The sequence below is a fragment of the uncultured Sanguibacteroides sp. genome (assembly GCF_900543425.1).
Lineage (GTDB): Bacteria > Bacteroidota > Bacteroidia > Bacteroidales > Marinifilaceae > Gabonibacter.
Genome location: NZ_UQRQ01000012.1, coordinates 37798 through 56375, shown reverse-complemented (window position 1 = coordinate 56375; position 18578 = coordinate 37798). Strand labels below are relative to the sequence as shown.

Genomic DNA, 18578 nt, shown 5'->3' with positions numbered 1-18578 from the left:
ATTAAATCAGATAACCTCCTTTTTATTACTCCTGAATCATGGATACCAAATAATTATGGAACTCCGAACTATCGGTCAGTTCCGGATGAAAAGAGGTCACCAACATATTCTTTTCTTGGGCGGCCACCATATGCCCGTCAATTTCACAAAGAATTTCAACCCCTTCTCCGACCTTCGTAATATAAGGAGCCCGAATGAATACCAGGGGAATCTCTTCTTTTCCGACTTTAGGAATTACCGTGTTAGCGGAGAAACTGTCGATTTGACTACCGTAAGCATTACGCCGTACGGCAATATCCATGGTAGCCAGATGAGTAACCGAATCGTTTACCAACTCCTTGGCCAACAAAATCATTCCCGCACAAGTTCCCCACGTGGGTAAGCCCGCTTTTATCTTTTCCCGTAAAGGCTCCATCAAACCGGTACGATTCAATATCTTCCCCATCGTAGTACTCTCCCCACCAGGCAATATAATGGCATCAATCTCTTCCAATTGTTCCGGGTATTTTATAATTATCGGTTCTTGTCCGATTTTCCGGATATGCTGTTCATGTTCTATGACAGCACCTTGAAACCCTAAAATTCCAATTTTTTTCATCATCCTTGATTTTTAGCCTCAAAAAAAGGCTGTTTTATACACAGCCAGAAGCAAAAATTAATTTCAGGGATTTGAAAACTCACCTCCCTGAAATTCTTTTATATTTTATTCTTGCAATTTACCAACCACGATCGGCATATTTATTTTCCAACGTATTAATCTCCAATCCTGACATAGGTTCTCCCAAATTCTCTGATAATTCAGCCAATTTAACCGGATCATTATAATACGTAGTAGCCAAAACGATTGCCTTTGCCCGTTTAGCGGGATCTCCCGATTTAAAAATACCGGAACCGACAAATACACCTTCACATCCCAGTTGCATCATCAAAGCCGCATCAGCAGGAGTAGCGATACCACCGGCAGCAAAATTCACCACAGGCAATTTTCCGTTTTCGTGTACATATTTCACGAGATCATACGGTGCTCCCAACTCTTTGGCGATAGACATCAAAGCCTCCACCGGAGCTCCTTGTACCATCTTTATATCATTGTTCAATTGACGCATATGTTTCACAGCCTCCACTACATTACCCGTACCGGCCTCTCCTTTGGTACGCATCATAGCTGCACCTTCACCAATACGCCTCAAAGCCTCACCCAAATTACGACATCCGCATACAAACGGAACTTTAAAAGCAGTTTTATCCACATGGTATAAGTCATCAGCAGGAGTCAACACTTCACTCTCGTCGATGAAATCAATACCGATCGCCTCTAATATCTGAGCTTCTACGAAATGTCCGATTCTTACTTTTGCCATTACAGGAATAGATACGGCTTGCTTTATTGCTTTAATCATATGTGGATCCGACATTCTGGCAACACCGCCATCTCTACGAATATCTGAAGGCACCCTCTCCAATGCCATCACGGCACATGCACCGGCAGCTTCAGCAATCTTTGCCTGTTCTACATTGGTAACATCCATGATTACCCCACCTTTTAACATTTGTGCAAGGTTTTTGTTTAGTTCATACTTTCCCATAAGGTTCGCGTTTTACAAATTACTAAAAAATTACATATCGCCCATGTTTCTCCCTTTCAATATTCCTTTAAAAAGGATTTATAATGGCGAACAAATATACGGACTTTAGTTTATAATAAAATATTTTCCCTTTATTTTATTATCAATTTTAAACTATAAAAGGCCCTTTAGTATCAAATTAATAACAAAACAGCGAAAAATTAAAAAGTATCCACTTGTGATTCAGATACTCTTACATCTTACAGGTAGGTTTTCAATCGTTTGTTCCGGCAGGTCGTTTTTAATCGTTTGATCGCCTTTGATTTTATTTGCCGCACTCTTTCACTCGTAAGTCCGAGATGACTTCCGATCTCTTCCAAAGACATGGCTTGAAATCCGCCCAATCCATAGTACATCCGAATAATCAAAGCATCCCGGTCTTGAAGAATGGCAAGAGACCGATCTATCTCCGTTTTTAGAGAATCGGCATTCAATTTCTGCTCGGCTTCCGGAATCACATTATCACCAGGAACAAATACATCATACATGGTTACGGCATCTCCTTCTGAAGAGAGGGGTGCATCCATTGAAACCGGTCTGCCGGATATTTTGAAACTCTCTCTGACCTCTTCCGGCGCAATATCCATCTGGGCTGCAATCTCTTCTACCGTCGGTTCACGTTGAAATTCCTGCTCCAAACGAAAAAAGTAACGATTGACCTTATTGATGCTACTGATTTTATTAAGAGGTAAACGTACCAACCTGGCATTCTCAGCGATAGCCTGCAATATAGATTGACGAATCCACCATACAGCATAAGAGATAAATTTAAAACCCTTAGTCTCATCAAAACATTCCGCCGCCTTGATCAGTCCCAGGTTTCCTTCATTTATCAAATCATCCAACGCTAAGCCATGATTCTGGTATTGTTTCGCTACAGAGACCACGAAACGCAAATTACTCATCACCAAAACTTCACGAGCTTCTTTATCACCTGACCGAATCCTCTTGGCTAACATAGCCTCCTCATCAGGTGCAAGCATTTCAATCTTTCCGATCTCTTGCAAATACTTCTCAATCGAAAAAGATTCTCGGCCTGTAATCTGCTTACTAATCTTTAACTGTCTCATAGCACAATCGATTATTGCTTTAAAGTTAACAATCTAATTTTAATAAAAAAATATCTCTCTATTTTTTTCTCCATTTAAATGGTATACGTCGGAACGATAACTTTGTTATAACAATCGGAAATCTTTCTCCAGTCCACGGATACTATTTTCCAATCGCATCAGTTTTTCCTAATTGATGAACATAAATTTTCTTCCATATCTTAAAAGATGCTGTTAAATTATTACATTTGTACGTCTCAAATTTTACCTGAAATCTTTGGAGCTACAAAAAAATTCGCTACTTTTGCAGTCCGAAGTGAGAAAATAATAACATAAGATAATTCGCAATGAAACGGACATTTCAACCATCCAACAGAAAAAGAAGAAACAAACATGGTTTCAGAGAAAGAATGTCTACCGCTAACGGTAGAGCTGTATTAGCCAGAAGAAGAGCTAAAGGAAGAAAAAAACTTACTGTATCTGACGAACACAGACACAAAGCTTAATATAAAAAAGCTGCTTTCACAAGCAGCTTTTTTTATGTTTATCACATCCGCAACAGCATCCCCCTCCCTTTCTGCTTTTCTTTATCAAACGATACACTCCTCTTCCCAGAACGAAGATAGCCACGGCAATAATAATATAAGTAAATATCAGTTGCATATCTTATTTATTTTTATCTCTTATACGTATAAAGGTTACATCGTTACATAAACAGATCCAGTATTTGTTTTAACACGAAACAAACCACCCAAGCCAGGATAATAGTATAACTCATCACGAAGACAGCCCATTTATAACCGATTTCCTTATCAATCGCTATCAAGGAGGCAAAACAAGGCAAATACAGTAAAACGAAAACCATAAATATAATAGCCTCCATCGCGGTAAATCCCTCTTCCTTCAATTTTACCCCCAGAGAAGAAGCCGAGGTATTATCATCACTCTGGTATAAAACAGCCATCGTACTCACGACAACCTCTTTCGCCGCCACGCCGGTAAGTAAACTCACCCCAGCCTTCCAATCAAACCCTAACGGAGTCCATATCGGTTCCATGGCTCGTCCCATCCGGCTGATATACGAATTTTCCTGACGTTCGCGAATTTCCTGACGATGCAAACTCTCCAGTTTAGACGTCTTCTCTTTCTCCAACTGCTCCGCATCCCCGACCTCAGCCAATACGCTTCTATCATACGCGGCCTCTACTTCTGCTTTCTGTACCTCATATTCCTGTTGGATTTCTTTATCGATCGGAAAATATCCCAACGCCCAAATCAAAATGGAGGCAAACATGATAATTCCCCCCATCTTTTTTAAATATTGCTCTCCCTTATTCCACATGTGAAGCAAGGTGGTCCGTAAGGTCGGCATCCGGTAAGGAGGTAACTCCATAACAAAAGGAGCCTCTTCCTTGTGAAAGAATAACCGTTTAAACAATTTGGCCATCAATATCGCCATCAATATGCCGAAAAGATAAATACCGAAAAGTACCGTAGCCGCGTATTCCTCAAAAAATGCTCCGACCAACAGGATGTAAACCGGTAGTCTCGCACTGCAAGACATAAGCGGATTTATTAGTATGGTCAATATCCGGTCATTTCGATTTTCCAAGGTACGTGTAGCCATAATCGCCGGGACATTACACCCAAAACCCATGATCAAAGGGATAAAACTTTTCCCATGTAATCCGATCTTGTGCATGAGCTTATCCATGATAAAAGCCGCCCGGGCCATATACCCCGTATCTTCCATAAACGAAATGAAAAGGAAAAGAATCAAGATATTCGGCAAAAAAACAATCACCCCTCCGACACCTCCGATAATTCCGTCTATTAGCAAATCCTTCAAAGGACCGTGCGACATATTATCTCCGACAAAATCCCCTAAGGCCCCCACCCCGGACTCTATCCACGACATAGGATATTCCCCGAGGCTAAACGTGGCAAAAAAAGTCAGAAAAAGAAATAATAAAAAGATCGGGAAACCAAATAATTTATGTGTTACGATCGCGTCAATATACTCCGTCTTCCGTCGACGACCGATGGGACTCTCCTTATAAGTTTCCTTCAAAGCCCCTGAAATAAAACCATATTTGGCATCCGTCACGACCGACTCTACATTTTCCCCGTATACGGCCTCGATATGGGCGGATTGCTCCCGGATAATCTCCACCAAGGACTCCCTGGGTTCCTCCCGGGTCACAAATTGAATCGCTTCTTCATCCCCCTCCAATAGCATTAATGCCATAAAGCGAGGAGAAGCTTTATAGATCAGATCCTTTTCCTGCTCCAATTTCGTCCGGATAGCCACAATCCCTTTCTCAATCTCTTCCCCGTAATTGATATGAATATGACGTACCGTTTTACTTCTCCCTTCGTATACCTCGATTACTTCTCGCAACAATTCCTTGATCCCTCGTCCTTTCGCCCCTACCGTCGGGACAATAGGCATTCCTATCATCTCTCCTAATTCCCGGTAATTAAAAATAGCTCCGGAACGCTCCAACTCATCGTACATATTTAAAGCGATTACGCTTTTTACATCCATATCGATCAATTGAGTCGACAAATAAAGATTGCGTTCCAAGTTGGAAGCGTCCACCACGTTGATAACCACATCCGGAGCCTTGTCCATAATATATTCGCGAACAAACTTCTCCTCATTGGAATAAGCGGAAAGAGAATAAGTACCGGGAAGATCGACCACGTTAAAATGATATCCTTCAAAACGCAAGCTGGACTCCTTGGCCTCTACCGTAACCCCACTATAATTTCCCACGTGCTCGGAAGAGCCGCTGATGTAATTATACAAGGTTGTTTTTCCAGCATTCGGATTGCCGACAAAAGCCACATTAATATTTTTATCCCTGCCCGTCCAATGCTTTGCCAACGCATCTTCAACCTCCGTTACCTCTCCGGATATACCGACTATATCTACGGCTTCATCAATGGATACGATCTCTATAAAGGCTGCCTCTTTCCTGCGTAAAGAGACCTTATAACCCATAATAGAATATTCAATCGGATCATTCAACGGGGCATTCTTTATCGCTTTAACTACTTTCCCCCGGATGAAACCCATCTCGTTTAAACGTTTCCGGAAAGCGCCATATCCTTTCACTTTTACAATAACCGCACTTTCTCCTGTTTTTAATTCCGATAATAACATAGTCACTTATAAAAATAATACGCACTCCCCACCTTTTATCTTTCCAATAGGGCAAAGATAATTATTTTATTTTTATTCTTTCTAAATAAACATAAAAATTACAGTTCCCCCGTAATATTGATAATTTACGATCTGATTATCAGTAATCGAAAAGAAATAATATTTTTTTGCCATCCCTTTCCAGGTAAAAAACTCATCTTAAACCAGAGATCAAAGAAAGGAAATAAATAAAATCGATAAGAAGCCGTTCACTATTCATATAAATACGTTACTTTTGTGGAAGAATAGCAATCGTTGCAATGGAGAAACAAGAGGAAAAACAGTGGAACAGCATGAATGACCTACTTTCTAAAATAGGTTCTCAGCTAAACATCTTAGAAGAGGAAATCGACGTAGATATACAACATGCCTATATGGAAATGTTGGAAAAATTACTCAAAAACGACAAGAGTTTCAAAAGCTTATGCAAACGGGCACAAGAAAAAACGGATCGCTTATTTGACGATACGGTAGATGAAAAAGAAAAAAAACAAATGCTGATAGCCCTGGCCACGATAGACGACATTGCCATTTACCGAACCATCGAAACTTTTCAGAAACAGGATACCAAACTCAAAAAATGGGCCACCGTTGCTCTCCAACAATCCCGGATGCTAATTCAATCGACGTTAATGGATGAATCGACCGTATACGTGTCCACCGGATTAGGAGGACAAGGTTCTCTCCTGCGTTATTTCTGCGTTTATTTAGCGAATGATAACACCTTATTAAAATCGTTCCAGTACGACATTGCCAGAAAAGAGACGGAATTGGTCATTACCAAAGCACAAGGAAAAATAGAAGAGTATGCATTTTTTGACAAATACATTACTTTCACTCTCTTATTACCGATAAAAGCCGAGTTAAAAGAGATATTCGAATCCATCATCGACGAATGCAATACTTACGGGCATTTCCTGAAAGAGAATATAATCATCACAAACGTGAAGAAACTGACCTCCCAGGAAATCGACCACTTTCTCGAGACACAGACACATAAGCAAAATCCGGCACAACCGTTCTAATCGAGCATTAAGCTCATATAGGGACGGCGATGTTCAAAAACAGAAGTTTCTCCTGCAATTTGTTCCGGATGGTATCCCAATAGAAGAGAAGTCAGCCCGGCCACATCCACTTTTACGGGAACAAAATTCTGGAGCCCGTATCCTTCCTCACAGCTTCCCTTTCTCACGGTATACATTCCCGTGTTCTGAGAAATCTGTTCATCAGTAACCTCCACTACAAAAGATTTTTCGGGATAACATACAGCATATAATTCAAGCATTTGGGGGACATCTATAATCCGGGCCATTCCATAATGCACCTGCTGTTTTCCATGAGGCAATTCTTTACATTCGACCCGATTCACGCCCCAGGTTTGTTGTATTTTAGTCAACAAACCATCCTTTATTACCTCCGAATCATAGAACCAATCATTCACCCGAACCCGTTCTTTTTCCGGTAAAATAAAAGCCATCCCCACGACCTGGTCAATCGCATCCCGGGCCACCAACAATTCACCTCCACTCAGATAAAGATCCTCAAGGATACATTCAAAATCCTCTCTGGTATGTTGTACGCAACAAGCCCGGGCTCTCATCCGGGAGGCAAAATAATCGTATAGATCCGTGTCCCATTCAGGTAATTTTTCCGAAATATTAAAATCAATATTGTCCGGCAATACGCCCGATTCTTTCTCGTAAACTCCCCAGGTATAGTCAAAAACCGGGGCATAACCCAAGCGACGATAATAATCAAACAACCACGCTTCCTGAGGGATTAAAGTACTCATCACGACATTCCGCTTTCTCATCTCTTCAAATGACCTTAATAGAAGCCGTTTCATAATCCCCTCTCCCCGAGCCTTCGCCATCGTACACGCACCCGATATATAAGAGATATCGACACAGGTACCAGCATAAGTCATAGGATAAGGTAACATCTGTAAAGCCCCCAAAGCTTCGCCTTCCACGATACGATATAGTAGTGTATTTTCGCCCTTGTATTTTTTCTCAAAATAAAATTGGATGAACTCTTCCGTATCTTCAAAACAATCTCTCCACAAGCGAATGACCTCCAATTTCGATAATTTATCTTTTGCCAAAGAGATCATTCCCTCCTGGTACTTCCGGTTTACGATTTTTTCCGAATCACGCTGCATACCTTCCTCCTTGTTTTTAATTTCTATTTAACTAACTCAGCAAATCCCTTCTCAAGCAACATCACCGGACGATAAGAGAGTTTTGCCTTCCGCAATCCGGGTATTCCTAAATCCTCCTCCCGATTCAAATAAATATATTGTTCCGGCAAATGCGATGCAAATTCCTGATTAATCATATTATAAGCTCCTTCGACTCGCGTATCCGCCTTTTCTATATGTACGGCGAAAGTATCATGGGTTACCGGAACTCCGTATGTGAAAGCAACGATCTCTCCGTCTACCCAAAGAGTTCCTCCCGTGAGTTCCAACTCCTCAAAATGGCGTAAAGCAAAATTCAAGGCTTTCCTTTCATTCTCTAAACTCTCGGATTCGTCACAATCATGCTCTTCACACCATTTTTCCTCTAACTCCAGGCAATGCGGCACTAAATCCGGAGTTAACGGAGTATATTCGTATGGATACATCCGTTTGAATTTATTGACGTGATTTCGTTTGGCCTGAAAATTTTTCCCTTTTAACTCGGCCAGGTCTTTTCTCCAATAGATGTAATCAAAATAATCTCTATCCAGAATATACTCGAAACGTCCCGGAAATTCCCGGTTCAACCACTCCTCCATTCGGGGAAATACGCCATGTATACGTAGCGGATGTCCTTCCATCTTCGCCTGTTCTTTCAACATCCCTATCACGGCTTTAATATCCCCTCCTCCTACCGGCATCAGATAAACAATCCGCTCTTCATCCAAAGTAAAACGTATCACCAAACAATCGTCCACGATAGCAAAACTACTATCGGTCAGAAATTGCCAACTGCATAAATTTACAAACGACAGATTACAATCCCTGTTATTATCAGGCAATAAATAAGAAGTGATTATCTGTTTGTCTTCTAATCTTATAGGCTTAAATTGTATCATAAATCTATTTTTTACTCTATTTCCAAACACGAATATAATATGCTTTTTGATACAATTTTCTTTTTATCCCAAATATCATCCCTCTTATCACAATAACTCCTTCACATGATGAATATTAGACTGGATCGTATCAAAAATTTCCTCCGTTCTGCCGTTTATCATTAATTTGTACATGGATTGAGCGAACCCTACCATTTGTCCAAACTCTATTTTAGGCGGCATTGCCAAAGCATTAGGATCAGTCATTACGTTAATCAAAGCCGGCCCGTCAAACCGAAATGCCTGTTCGATTGTCTCTTTGACCTCTTCGGGATTTCCCACGGTATACGCGGCCATCCCCATTGCCTTCGCCACTGTTGCAAAGTCTGGATTCAACAAATCCGTTTGCCAATCGGGCAATCCGGCGACCTCCATCTCTAACTTCACCATCCCCAATACCCGGTTATTAAAAACAACAACCTTTACGGGTAGCCGATATTGGACAATCGTAGCCAAATCCCCCAATAACATAGAGAGTCCTCCATCCCCACACAGAGCCAACACCTGACGGCCCGGATATGCCAATGCTGCCCCGATAGCTTGCGGCATAGCGTTAGCCATCGAGCCATGATTAAAAGAGCCTAACATCTTCCTCTCACCTGTCGCCTGCAAATAACGTGCCCCCCAAACACAAGTCATACCCGTGTCAACTGTAAATATAGCATTTTTAGTAGCTAACTCATTGATTACCGACATCACATATTCGGGATGAATTTCGTTCAAATTCCCCTTATTTTTTACATAAGCGGCCAAATCATCCTTAACTTCGGAATAACCATCCAATTGTTTTTTTAAAAACGAATCATCCTCTTTTTGAGTAATAAAAGGCAATATGGCTTGTAACGTATCCTTTATATCCCCACAAAATCCCATGGTCAATTTAGCCCGACGTCCCAAACGAGCGGGATCAATATCGATCTGGACAATTTTATTTTTTTTAGGCATAAAAGCTGCATACGGAAAATCAGTCCCCAACAACAGCAATACCTCAGCCTCGTGCATACTGTGATATCCCGAAGGCATACCCAACAAACCGGTCATACCGACCTCATTGGGATTATCGTATTGTATTTCCATCTTGCTTTTAAAAGTATAGGCAACGGGAGCATGCAACAATTTCGATAATTGAACCACTTCGTCGTGAGCTTCCCTTGCTCCCATACCACAAAAAATGGTCACTTTTGAAGAGGTATTCAGCAAGGCGACCAAAGGCTCCAGTTCGCTATCTGAAGGAGAAACCTTCGAAAAAGTCGGAAAAGAACGGACGGAAGAGAGCACCTCTTCCAACCCCTCGGCCGAAAGATCACCGGGAAGCCCTAAAACAGCCACTCCCTTACGAGATATTGCCGTTTGTATGGCAGATTGCAACATTCTGGGAAATTGTCCGGCAGTCGTGGCTACTTGATTATAACAACTGCAATCCTCAAACAATTTCATCGTATCCGTTTCCTGAAAATACTTCATTCCAAATTCGGAGGTTGCCATAGTCGAAGCAATGGCCAACACGGGGGTACCCGAACGATGGGCATCGTACAACCCATTGATTAAATGTACATGTCCGGGACCGCTACTTCCGGCACAACAAGCTAATTGTCCGTTCAATTGAGCTTCCGCCCCCGCGGCATAAGCACCCGTTTCTTCGTGTCTTACATGTATCCATTGTATCTTTCCGTTACGTCTGACAGCATCATTGATCTCGTTCAAACTATCTCCCGTCACGGCATATATCCTTTGTACTCCCGCCTCGACCAACGTTTCTACCAATTGTTCAGCGATTTTCTTTGACATGTTTTTATAATTTAAATTTATATTTTTCTTCTCGATAAAACGTATTTTTCTCTAAAATGTTCATATATATCAAGAAAACTTTTCAATGGGAAATAACGTTTAAACAACAAAAACAAATCAAAAAATATCAACGCCATGAACACGAATGAAATAAGTAATCTATTAGGTGATCAGAGCGAGTATTACCTGGAACATACTTGCAAAACGATCGAAAAATCATTAATACACTTACCTTCTCCTTCTGTTATAGAAGATTTATGGGTAACTTCCGACCGAAATTCACGAACATTAAATAGCCTGCAGTCAATCTTTTCACACGGACGCCTGGCAAACACGGGATATGTTTCCATCCTCCCCGTCGACCAAGGAATAGAGCATTCTGCAGGAGCCTCCTTTGCCCCCAATCCGCTCTATTTCGATCCTGAAAACATTATAAAATTAGCCATCGAAGGCCATTGCAATGCCGTAGCTTCTACTTTCGGGGTTCTGGGAAGCGTAGCCCGAAAATACGCTCATAAAATTCCTTTTATCGTAAAAATCAATCACAACGAACTATTAAACTATCCCAATACCTATGATCAAATTTTATTCGGAACAGTCAAAGAAGCCTGGAACATGGGAGCCATGGCGATAGGGGCTACGATCTATTTCGGTTCACCCGAAAGCCATCGTCAGTTGATCGAGATAGCCGAAGCCTTCGCTTACGCGCATGAACTGGGAATGGCAACCATATTATGGTGTTATTTACGAAATAGCAATTTTAAAAAGGAAGGAACGGACTACCACCTTTCGGCCGATTTAACCGGACAAGCAAACCATCTGGGAGTAACAATAGAAGCCGATATCATAAAACAAAAACTTCCTGCCAACAACGGAGGTTTCACAGCTCTCAACTTCGGGAAAACCGATCCCAGAGTTTATTCCCAGCTCACGACAGAACACCCGATCGACCTTTGCCGCTATCAGGTAGCCAACTGTTATATGGGACGTATCGGCCTGATCAATTCCGGAGGAGAGTCCAAAGGAGAATCCGACTTAAAAGAAGCTGTAATCACGGCCGTCGTGAACAAACGAGCCGGAGGAATGGGACTCATCAGCGGCCGGAAAGCATTTCAGAAACCCATGAGCGAAGGTGTCAAGTTATTACATACGATCCAGGACGTCTATTTAAACAAAAACATTACAATAGCCTAAAATAATTGTAGATTGACGATTGTAGATTAAGAAATTACAGGATTGTGTAATTTTCAATTTATAGTCTACAATCTACAATCCACAAGCCCAATTACGTCTGCAATCCGCAACGAATCATCCAATCTCCTAATCACTAAATCACTAAATCACTAAATCACAGAATCATGGAATCGGTAATATTTCGATCCAATACCCATCCGGATCATTGATAAAATAGAGTCCCATATCCGTGTTTTCATAACAAACACAACCCAATTTCTTATGAAAAGCCCTTACCTCTTCATAATCTCCCTCCACTCGTAAACAGAGATGAAATTCCCCCTCTCCCAAATCGTAAGGTTCTTTCCGGTCTCTCAACCAGGTTAATTCCAACAAAAAATTGGTTTTCTCATCTGTCAGATAAACTAAGATAAAAGAATCATCCTTTGCCGTCTTTCGGCGTGCTTCTTTCAAACCAAGTGCCTGCTCATAGAAACGGATACTCCGTTCCAGATCCGACACGTTGATATTAAAATGATCAAATCTGCCTTTTACTTTCATAACTCGTTATATTAAAAATTTATACATTCACCCTCTTTAGACCAGGCAATAAAACGTATGCCTCGTGCTTTCGCATAAGCCCCGAAAACAGCAGCCCGATCATAGGCCCGATCAAAATGCATGGGTACGAATACACCTGTTTTAATCCGGTCTACAAATTGTTTTGCTCCCAACATATACTCTTTTCCTAAACGCGGATCTACCGGAAACATCGCTAAATCAACAAAAGGAGCTTCCAACGCCACGTCTTCCAATTCCGCTTTAAAATCGGTCTCCGCCTGCCGGGCTTCTTCCAAGGTAGATTCTTCCTTCCAATGCCAATTATTCAAATCACCCGCGTGAAAAATACGTTTCTCTGCTACATCCATCAAAAAAGAGATTCCGACATCTGTCGAGCCGAATGCCTTTACCCGCATCAAATCATCTCGATACACTTCTCCTTTCTCCAAAAATACAGCTTCCCGTTCCCCAACCCGCCTGGCCTCTAAAATATCTTTTGAAAACAGGTAACGAATATCAGGACGTTTCGTTTTCCAATTCAATATTTCCGGATTAAAATGATCCGCGTGTACATGAGAACAAAGCACATAAAATGCCCCCGGACGTCTTAATAAAAACGAAGATACATCCGCCGGATCCCGATAGTAATCAATAACAATCGTAATTTCTCCTCCCAAAATAGCAAATCCGCTATGTCCTATATAAATTAATTCCATCCGTTCATTATTTATAACCGAAAAATAAGCAGACAAATATATTTATTTTACAACCATATTCTTCTCATGATCCAAACATACTTGAATTACCTCATCCGGATTCACCCTAATTCGAAATCTCGTTCTCCTCGAATTCACTCCCACTAATATGATTTTCCACTTCTTTAGGAGCTATATAAAAACCTTTACCGGGAGTCCATTCTACACAAAACAATTTATTGACTTCAGGATAACCCAATTTATTTAATTGCTTCTCCAACCACGCTTCCGTCTTTCCCGCGCCATCCAATGCACTTTTTAAGACATCTCCGTTATTTACGAACAGGTAAGATTCCGATCTATTATGCCGGACAGAAACCGTCAACTTACCATTGGTTTCAAAACGGACATCATCCACATCAAACATCGAAAAAATTCCGGCTTCCCGCAACATGGTCCGGAATTGTTCCATTTCCAGTCCATTGCGTTTAAATTCCCTCAGATTAATTTGCCCGTTTCTGACAATCATTATCGTATCTCCTTTAATCAGGCGTCGCAAAAAACGAAAACGTAGCAAATAACGTATGAACATATTCACAATAGTCCAAACACCCAAAGCAAATACCATATACCAAACCGAAAGTTCCGAGTAGATTACGCCTCCGACTAAAGCTCCTAATACAAAAGCATTTACTGAATCCAATGGAGTTAATTGAGCCATTTGTGTTTTCCCGGAAATCCGCAGAAAAAACAAGACCCCTAACATACCGATAATAATCTTCAAACCTATTGTAAAAAGCATACCTTTATGATCTTTAAAAATTTTCGGAAATTATATCCATACTCTATTTTCTCCGAAAATCACATTTGACAATTAATACGACCAATCAAACAATAAGTTCTGAAAACACACATCAACAAAAACAGTCACGAGTCATTTACCACACTAAACAATATCCTTTCCGGGAAATAGTTGTAATACGAACAGAGGGATCTTTTTCCAAAATCTTTCGGACACTCATCATGTACTTATCCAAATAACGAGTATTTCCGGAAAAATCATTTTTCCATAACTCTTTGATCATGTCCTCTTTCAATACCACTTCATTCATATGTTCACACAAGACATAAAGGATTTTAGCTTCCATGGGAGTCAAATGAATCTTTTCATCCGCAATGATAACATGTTGCTCCACGTAACTAAACAAACAATGCTCTCCTATCCGGAACACTTGCCTGCTTTTTGTCCTGTGTTGTTGACGTCTCAATGCCGCACGAATACGAGCATCGACCTCTTCCAATAAAAATTCTTTTCGGATATAATCATCGGCGCCTAAGTCCAATCCGGTTACCACATCGACAGAACTTGCCAATGCACTGATAAATAATATCGGGACATTCTGATTTTCGGCCCGAATCAAACGGGCTACCTCATAGCCATTCTTTTTGGGCATCATAATATCCAAAAGTACTACATCCGGATTGATTTTACGATAAAGCCGCCATGCCATTTCACCATCCCGGACATAGAACACCCTGTAACCCTGAAATTCTAAAAAATCTTTACACAACATCGCCGACAAAACATCATCTTCGGCATACAAAACACTAATCCGTTCCCTTTCCATTTTATACTTAGTTCGTGTACATATAATCAGCACTTGGATGGCTTAAAGATACATCCTTTAAAAGAATTTTTCCATCCCCCTTCAACATGCACTTCAAGCTACCTCAAACTAATTCCTCTCCTTAAATCATTATCTAACAAATTCTTATATTAGACAATGATTCACCAGATCCTATTTTAGGACTAACAGAAGAAGCGAAAAATCCTACATATTCACCACAAATTTGCTACATATCTCATACATTTAAAATAGGTTTATTTTCTTAAAAAGGCTAATAAATAACCCTTTTTTAAGTACAATAAAACTTACTGTTTCATTCCGTGCGAATTTTATTATAAATTTGAAACTTCTATTTATCCACAAATATGAGACGAAGAAAACATTTCATACCTTACTTGAAAGCGATTGTTATTGCCTTTTTCATCACGCTTCTACTTCGTCTTTTTGTCGTGGACTTTTTCACGATCCCGACGGACTCCATGACTCCTGCCATAGAACCGGGAGATTATATTATGGTAAATAAACTTTATAACGGAGCTCGATTTTATAAACAATTAAAATTCGAATCGGGAAAGACTCCGGAAACTTTTCGTATTCCGGGATATTCATCCATCCGCCGGAACGACATTGTCGTTTTTAATCTTCCCACTCCCCTTTTTTCGAATCAAATGGAAATGGACCTATCTCATTTTTACGTGAAACGTTGTATCGGTCTGCCCGGCGATACGCTTTCCATATCCAACGGGATATACACGGTAAACGGACAAACCGGATACGGGAACTTACGCGAGCAGTATCTCCTCTCCCATTTTCAAGGAGAGTACCTTCCGGGAACATACCGTACATTTCCCTTTGATACGACCCACGACTGGACAATGCGTCATTTTGGCCCGCTGTTTATTCCGGCTGCCGGACAAACCATTCTTCTGGATACCGTCAATGTCTCTCTTTTTCGCAGACTCATCTATTACGAAACCCATGCCTCGCTCCGTACCCTACAAGGAAAAATATACCTGAAAGACTCTGTCATTACCCGTTACACCTTCCGAAAGAACTGGTATTTCATGGCCGGGGACAAGATCTTTAACTCTCGGGATTCCCGTTATATCGGGCTGATACCGGAGGATTTTATTATCGGAAAAGCCGTTCTCGTTCTTTATTCTAAAGATCCGGAAACCCGACAAATCTCATGGAAACGAACTTTTAACCTGATCCGGTAAAATCAAACGAGACAGATATTAACCGTTGTTTTCCCCTTTTTTGACCAAACAATATCCCACCCTCCAGGTCGTCGATATCTTCAAAGTCGGATCATTAGCCAAAAGTTTTCGTATCCTCGAAATAAACTTATCCAAATAACGGGATGTTGCAACAAAATCATTTCCCCAACAAGCTTCCATCACATCCTGTTTTTTTACGACCTCGTTCGCGTGCTCTTCCAGGAAACGAATCAAACGCAACTCCAAAGGAGTCAAATGAATGACCTCTCCTTTTACGATCAGTTCACTCTCCACATAATTGAGCTTGGTATATTCGCTAATGTAAACAAAAGAATCCTCTTTTTTACGATTTAAACCGGATAAACGCAATATGGACTGAATACGGGCCCCCACCTCATCTATCAAATACTCTTTTCGAATATAATCGTTCGCTCCCAATTGCAATCCTTCCACAACGTACCGGGAAGAGGTTAAAGAGCTTACAAACAAAATAGGTACTTGCTCATCCTTTTTCCGTATCAACTTAGCGACCTCATAACCGCTCATTTCCGGCATCATTACATCTAACAATACGATATCCGGGTCCACCTCCTTGTATAGACGCCAAGCCTCTGTTCCTGTACTCGCGTAATACACGTCATATCCCAGGCTTTTTAAATAATCCCGACACATGTCCGCGTACAAAGCGTCATCTTCCGCGTATAAAACCTTAACCATTTTTTTATCAATTAACCAACACTATATTTATTTCTTTATATCAGGCATAACAATGGTAAACCTACTTCCCTTTCCGACCTCACTTTCAACAAGAACTTTACCTCCGTGGGATTTTATTACTTGCTTCACGTAACTCAAGCCGACTCCAAAACCATGAATCTCGTTGCCTTTCGGATTAGGAATACGATAGAAAGACTCAAAAATTTTATTCAAATACTCTTTTGGAATACCCCGTCCCTTATCCGCAACTGAAACCTCAAAAGTTCCGTTCACCAACCTGCAACGAATTGTAATATCAGGTTTGTCCGACGAATACTTTATGGCATTATCTACCAAATTACGGATTACATTCGGAAAATGTACCCGATCTGCCCGTATCATTTCCTCCTCGCAAGCATAATCCAGGTGAATATCAGGAGAACGGTGATCCATAGAGTATTCATACACTATTTGCTCCAACTCGGCTTTCAGATTCAACTCCTCCGGTATAAGCATCAAACTCTTTCCGTTTTTACCGGAAACCAACATTTTCTCCGATAAATTGGATAAGGATTTGACCTTCATGCCAATGCCGTCCAATAATTTCTTTTGATTATCCGACAAACCGTCAACACTCCGCATATGAAACATCTTCAACGCGTTTAGCACAAATGCCAACGGTCCCTTAATTTCATGTACCATGCTGTAAACAAAATCTTCACGCATCTCGCTCAGTTGCTTCTGCATCAATATCGTCCTGATCTGATAAATAAAACACCAGGTCAAGATCAACATGACAAGAATCGAAGCAATCAAAATCCCTCCCATCTGGACAAAGAAATACCTGTAGGGAATATCAAAATAAGCTATCAACCCGTGGTTACTGGTTAATCCCAAAGTCAATATCGAGGATTCTATGTATTTATTTACATGGGCATGTTCATTCTCTGTCGTTTCCAATACGACTCCTCTATTCAAATCTATTAGTTCCAGAATATATTTCTCATTTATACCCTTTGCCCGAAGATTCTCGGCACATATACTGTCCAAACGCCTTATATTTTTACCCGAATTTACACTCACAATATCATAACAACATCTGTTGATTAAAGTTACATAATTATAATCACCATCATAGTTAATTGTATCTTTTTCTCCATCCAAAACTATCCACAACTCTTTTCTATTTTGCGAAACACTAATCGCAGACAACCTTGAGGATAACATCTGATCATTAACAAATAAATCAACACCTTGTTCCACGGCTTCCTTCAAAATTTTATTTACAGACCTCTCATACTCCGACCTTTGAAACTGAAAGAGGTTATACAGCCAGAATACCTGAAAAACAACAATACACACCATTGCGATTATCGAAATCGTCCACGTAATTTCAATTCGCTTGTTCATAAAATATCATTTATTTTTAGCCACATCAAAAGTAACAATTTATTTTCCTGCCCCTAATATATTTTGTTAAAAAGAAAAGCTACATATCAAACACAAAATCGGTACAAATATGGAACATTTTATTCATTTTAGTCTCCTAATTTTGTCTCATCAAATAAAAAATTAAATTATGAAAATTAGAATTCTCATTTTTACTGTCATTTTAGTACTTGTTGGTCTTATCTCCGTTAATGTATCTGTATCGAAGGATAATACGACGGTAGATATTTGTCTGGAAAATATTGAAGCTTTAGGTAGTGGAGAAGGAGGAGGTACAGGAGGGTGTAAAGCTGTTGGAACATTATGTTTAACTTCTGATGGACATGGAAATCCTGTTTATTATCCGGGGTTAGCAGCCGAACTTTAGTC

The 18578-nt window shown here is 40.5% G+C and carries 19 protein-coding genes; 5 read left to right on the top strand and 14 right to left on the bottom strand.

Annotated elements, in window-relative coordinates; all coding sequences use genetic code 11:
• Positions 1–25 precede the first annotated feature (25 nt).
• The 3 genes from pdxT to QZR76_RS08420 all read right to left on the bottom strand — a co-directional run bounded on the left by pdxT (position 26) and on the right by QZR76_RS08420 (position 2695).
• On the bottom strand, positions 26–598 hold the full coding sequence (gene pdxT / locus QZR76_RS08430; RefSeq protein WP_294142189.1) for a pyridoxal 5'-phosphate synthase glutaminase subunit PdxT: 573 nt from the start codon (positions 596–598) through the stop codon (positions 26–28).
• A gap of 118 nt (positions 599–716) precedes the next feature.
• Complete coding sequence (gene pdxS, locus QZR76_RS08425; RefSeq protein WP_041502562.1) at positions 717–1586, bottom strand: pyridoxal 5'-phosphate synthase lyase subunit PdxS; 870 nt, start codon at positions 1584–1586, stop codon at positions 717–719.
• A 239-nt stretch (positions 1587–1825) separates the two neighbouring features.
• Positions 1826–2695 (bottom strand): RNA polymerase sigma factor RpoD/SigA, encoded by an 870-nt coding sequence (locus tag QZR76_RS08420; RefSeq protein ID WP_294142187.1) that lies wholly within the window; start codon positions 2693–2695, stop codon positions 1826–1828.
• Positions 2696–3021: 326 nt separating this feature from the next.
• Between QZR76_RS08420 and rpmH the strand changes: the two genes are divergently transcribed.
• Positions 3022–3180, top strand: coding sequence for a 50S ribosomal protein L34 (rpmH, locus tag QZR76_RS08415; RefSeq protein WP_082027580.1), 159 nt, complete (start codon positions 3022–3024; stop codon positions 3178–3180).
• 16 nt (positions 3181–3196) lie between these two features.
• Here rpmH and QZR76_RS08410 read toward each other — a convergent pair whose 3' ends face one another.
• Both QZR76_RS08410 and feoB read right to left on the bottom strand, forming a co-directional pair.
• On the bottom strand, positions 3197–3337 hold the full coding sequence (locus tag QZR76_RS08410; RefSeq protein WP_294142186.1) for a FeoB-associated Cys-rich membrane protein: 141 nt from the start codon (positions 3335–3337) through the stop codon (positions 3197–3199).
• 43 nt (positions 3338–3380) lie between these two features.
• On the bottom strand, positions 3381–5843 hold the full coding sequence (gene feoB, locus QZR76_RS08405; protein WP_294142185.1) for a ferrous iron transport protein B: 2463 nt from the start codon (positions 5841–5843) through the stop codon (positions 3381–3383).
• 299 nt (positions 5844–6142) lie between these two features.
• On the opposite strand from feoB, the gene QZR76_RS08400 reads away from it, so the two are divergent.
• Complete coding sequence (locus QZR76_RS08400; protein WP_294142184.1) at positions 6143–6907, top strand: hypothetical protein; 765 nt, start codon at positions 6143–6145, stop codon at positions 6905–6907.
• On the opposite strand, the gene QZR76_RS08395 is transcribed toward QZR76_RS08400, so the two are convergent.
• From QZR76_RS08395 to QZR76_RS08385, 3 genes are all read right to left on the bottom strand, one after another.
• Entirely contained in the window at positions 6904–8043 is a 1140-nt protein-coding gene (locus QZR76_RS08395; RefSeq protein WP_294142183.1) for a GNAT family N-acetyltransferase, read from the bottom strand. The two genes, QZR76_RS08400 and QZR76_RS08395, sit on opposite strands and share 4 nt — an antisense overlap.
• 23 nt (positions 8044–8066) lie before the next feature.
• Positions 8067–8960 (bottom strand): phosphatidylglycerol lysyltransferase domain-containing protein, encoded by an 894-nt coding sequence (locus QZR76_RS08390; protein WP_294142180.1) that lies wholly within the window; start codon positions 8958–8960, stop codon positions 8067–8069.
• Between the two features lie 87 nt (positions 8961–9047).
• Complete coding sequence (locus QZR76_RS08385) at positions 9048–10787, bottom strand: thiamine pyrophosphate-dependent enzyme (protein ID WP_294142178.1); 1740 nt, start codon at positions 10785–10787, stop codon at positions 9048–9050.
• A 135-nt stretch (positions 10788–10922) separates the two neighbouring features.
• On the opposite strand from QZR76_RS08385, the gene QZR76_RS08380 reads away from it, so the two are divergent.
• Complete coding sequence (locus tag QZR76_RS08380) at positions 10923–11981, top strand: class I fructose-bisphosphate aldolase (protein ID WP_294142176.1); 1059 nt, start codon at positions 10923–10925, stop codon at positions 11979–11981.
• Between the two features lie 162 nt (positions 11982–12143).
• Here QZR76_RS08380 and QZR76_RS08375 read toward each other — a convergent pair whose 3' ends face one another.
• The 4 genes from QZR76_RS08375 to QZR76_RS08360 form a co-directional block, all read right to left on the bottom strand.
• The gene (locus tag QZR76_RS08375; protein WP_294142174.1) at positions 12144–12521 is read right to left on the bottom strand and encodes a VOC family protein; all 378 of its coding nucleotides are present in this window, start codon (positions 12519–12521) and stop codon (positions 12144–12146) included.
• 11 nt (positions 12522–12532) lie between these two features.
• Positions 12533–13237: an MBL fold metallo-hydrolase gene (locus QZR76_RS08370; protein ID WP_294142172.1), complete on the bottom strand. Its 705-nt coding sequence runs from the start codon at positions 13235–13237 to the stop codon at positions 12533–12535.
• A gap of 106 nt (positions 13238–13343) precedes the next feature.
• Positions 13344–14018 (bottom strand): YetF domain-containing protein, encoded by a 675-nt coding sequence (locus QZR76_RS08365; protein WP_294142170.1) that lies wholly within the window; start codon positions 14016–14018, stop codon positions 13344–13346.
• Positions 14019–14154: 136 nt separating this feature from the next.
• Complete coding sequence (locus QZR76_RS08360; RefSeq protein ID WP_294142168.1) at positions 14155–14844, bottom strand: response regulator transcription factor; 690 nt, start codon at positions 14842–14844, stop codon at positions 14155–14157.
• A gap of 365 nt (positions 14845–15209) precedes the next feature.
• On the opposite strand from QZR76_RS08360, the gene lepB reads away from it, so the two are divergent.
• Complete coding sequence (lepB, locus tag QZR76_RS08355) at positions 15210–16064, top strand: signal peptidase I (RefSeq protein ID WP_294142166.1); 855 nt, start codon at positions 15210–15212, stop codon at positions 16062–16064.
• An 18-nt stretch (positions 16065–16082) separates the two neighbouring features.
• Here the strand turns inward: lepB and QZR76_RS08350 are convergent, their stop codons facing one another.
• On the bottom strand, positions 16083–16781 hold the full coding sequence (locus QZR76_RS08350; RefSeq protein WP_294142164.1) for a response regulator transcription factor: 699 nt from the start codon (positions 16779–16781) through the stop codon (positions 16083–16085).
• Positions 16782–16808: 27 nt separating this feature from the next.
• Positions 16809–18170, bottom strand: a complete 1362-nt coding sequence (locus QZR76_RS08345; RefSeq protein WP_294142162.1) for an ATP-binding protein — start codon at positions 18168–18170, stop codon at positions 16809–16811.
• A 169-nt stretch (positions 18171–18339) separates the two neighbouring features.
• Here QZR76_RS08345 and QZR76_RS08340 point away from each other — a divergent pair, with 169 nt between their 5' ends.
• Complete coding sequence (locus QZR76_RS08340) at positions 18340–18576, top strand: hypothetical protein (protein ID WP_294142160.1); 237 nt, start codon at positions 18340–18342, stop codon at positions 18574–18576.
• The last annotated feature ends 2 nt before the right edge of the window (positions 18577–18578 follow it).

Bases quoted from the DNA above. Each gene is read 5' to 3' on its own strand.
- QZR76_RS08385 (WP_294142178.1), bottom strand. From the start codon at position 10,787: ATGTCAAAGAAAATCGCTGAACAATTGGTAGAAACGTTGGTCGAGGCG.
- QZR76_RS08420 (WP_294142187.1), bottom strand. From the start codon at position 2,695: ATGAGACAGTTAAAGATTAGTAAGCAGATTACAGGCCGAGAATCTTTT.
- pdxT (WP_294142189.1), bottom strand. From the start codon at position 598: ATGAAAAAAATTGGAATTTTAGGGTTTCAAGGTGCTGTCATAGAACAT.
- QZR76_RS08395 (WP_294142183.1), bottom strand. From the start codon at position 8,043: ATGCAGCGTGATTCGGAAAAAATCGTAAACCGGAAGTACCAGGAGGGA.
- QZR76_RS08390 (WP_294142180.1), bottom strand. From the start codon at position 8,960: ATGATACAATTTAAGCCTATAAGATTAGAAGACAAACAGATAATCACT.
- QZR76_RS08365 (WP_294142170.1), bottom strand. From the start codon at position 14,018: ATGCTTTTTACAATAGGTTTGAAGATTATTATCGGTATGTTAGGGGTC.
- QZR76_RS08360 (WP_294142168.1), bottom strand. From the start codon at position 14,844: ATGGAAAGGGAACGGATTAGTGTTTTGTATGCCGAAGATGATGTTTTG.
- QZR76_RS08375 (WP_294142174.1), bottom strand. From the start codon at position 12,521: ATGAAAGTAAAAGGCAGATTTGATCATTTTAATATCAACGTGTCGGAT.
- QZR76_RS08345 (WP_294142162.1), bottom strand. From the start codon at position 18,170: ATGAACAAGCGAATTGAAATTACGTGGACGATTTCGATAATCGCAATG.
- QZR76_RS08370 (WP_294142172.1), bottom strand. From the start codon at position 13,237: ATGGAATTAATTTATATAGGACATAGCGGATTTGCTATTTTGGGAGGA.
- QZR76_RS08400 (WP_294142184.1), top strand. From the start codon at position 6,143: ATGGAGAAACAAGAGGAAAAACAGTGGAACAGCATGAATGACCTACTT.
- pdxS (WP_041502562.1), bottom strand. From the start codon at position 1,586: ATGGGAAAGTATGAACTAAACAAAAACCTTGCACAAATGTTAAAAGGT.
- QZR76_RS08340 (WP_294142160.1), top strand. From the start codon at position 18,340: ATGAAAATTAGAATTCTCATTTTTACTGTCATTTTAGTACTTGTTGGT.
- rpmH (WP_082027580.1), top strand. From the start codon at position 3,022: ATGAAACGGACATTTCAACCATCCAACAGAAAAAGAAGAAACAAACAT.
- QZR76_RS08410 (WP_294142186.1), bottom strand. From the start codon at position 3,337: ATGCAACTGATATTTACTTATATTATTATTGCCGTGGCTATCTTCGTT.
- QZR76_RS08380 (WP_294142176.1), top strand. From the start codon at position 10,923: ATGAACACGAATGAAATAAGTAATCTATTAGGTGATCAGAGCGAGTAT.
- QZR76_RS08350 (WP_294142164.1), bottom strand. From the start codon at position 16,781: ATGGTTAAGGTTTTATACGCGGAAGATGACGCTTTGTACGCGGACATG.
- lepB (WP_294142166.1), top strand. From the start codon at position 15,210: ATGAGACGAAGAAAACATTTCATACCTTACTTGAAAGCGATTGTTATT.
- feoB (WP_294142185.1), bottom strand. From the start codon at position 5,843: ATGTTATTATCGGAATTAAAAACAGGAGAAAGTGCGGTTATTGTAAAA.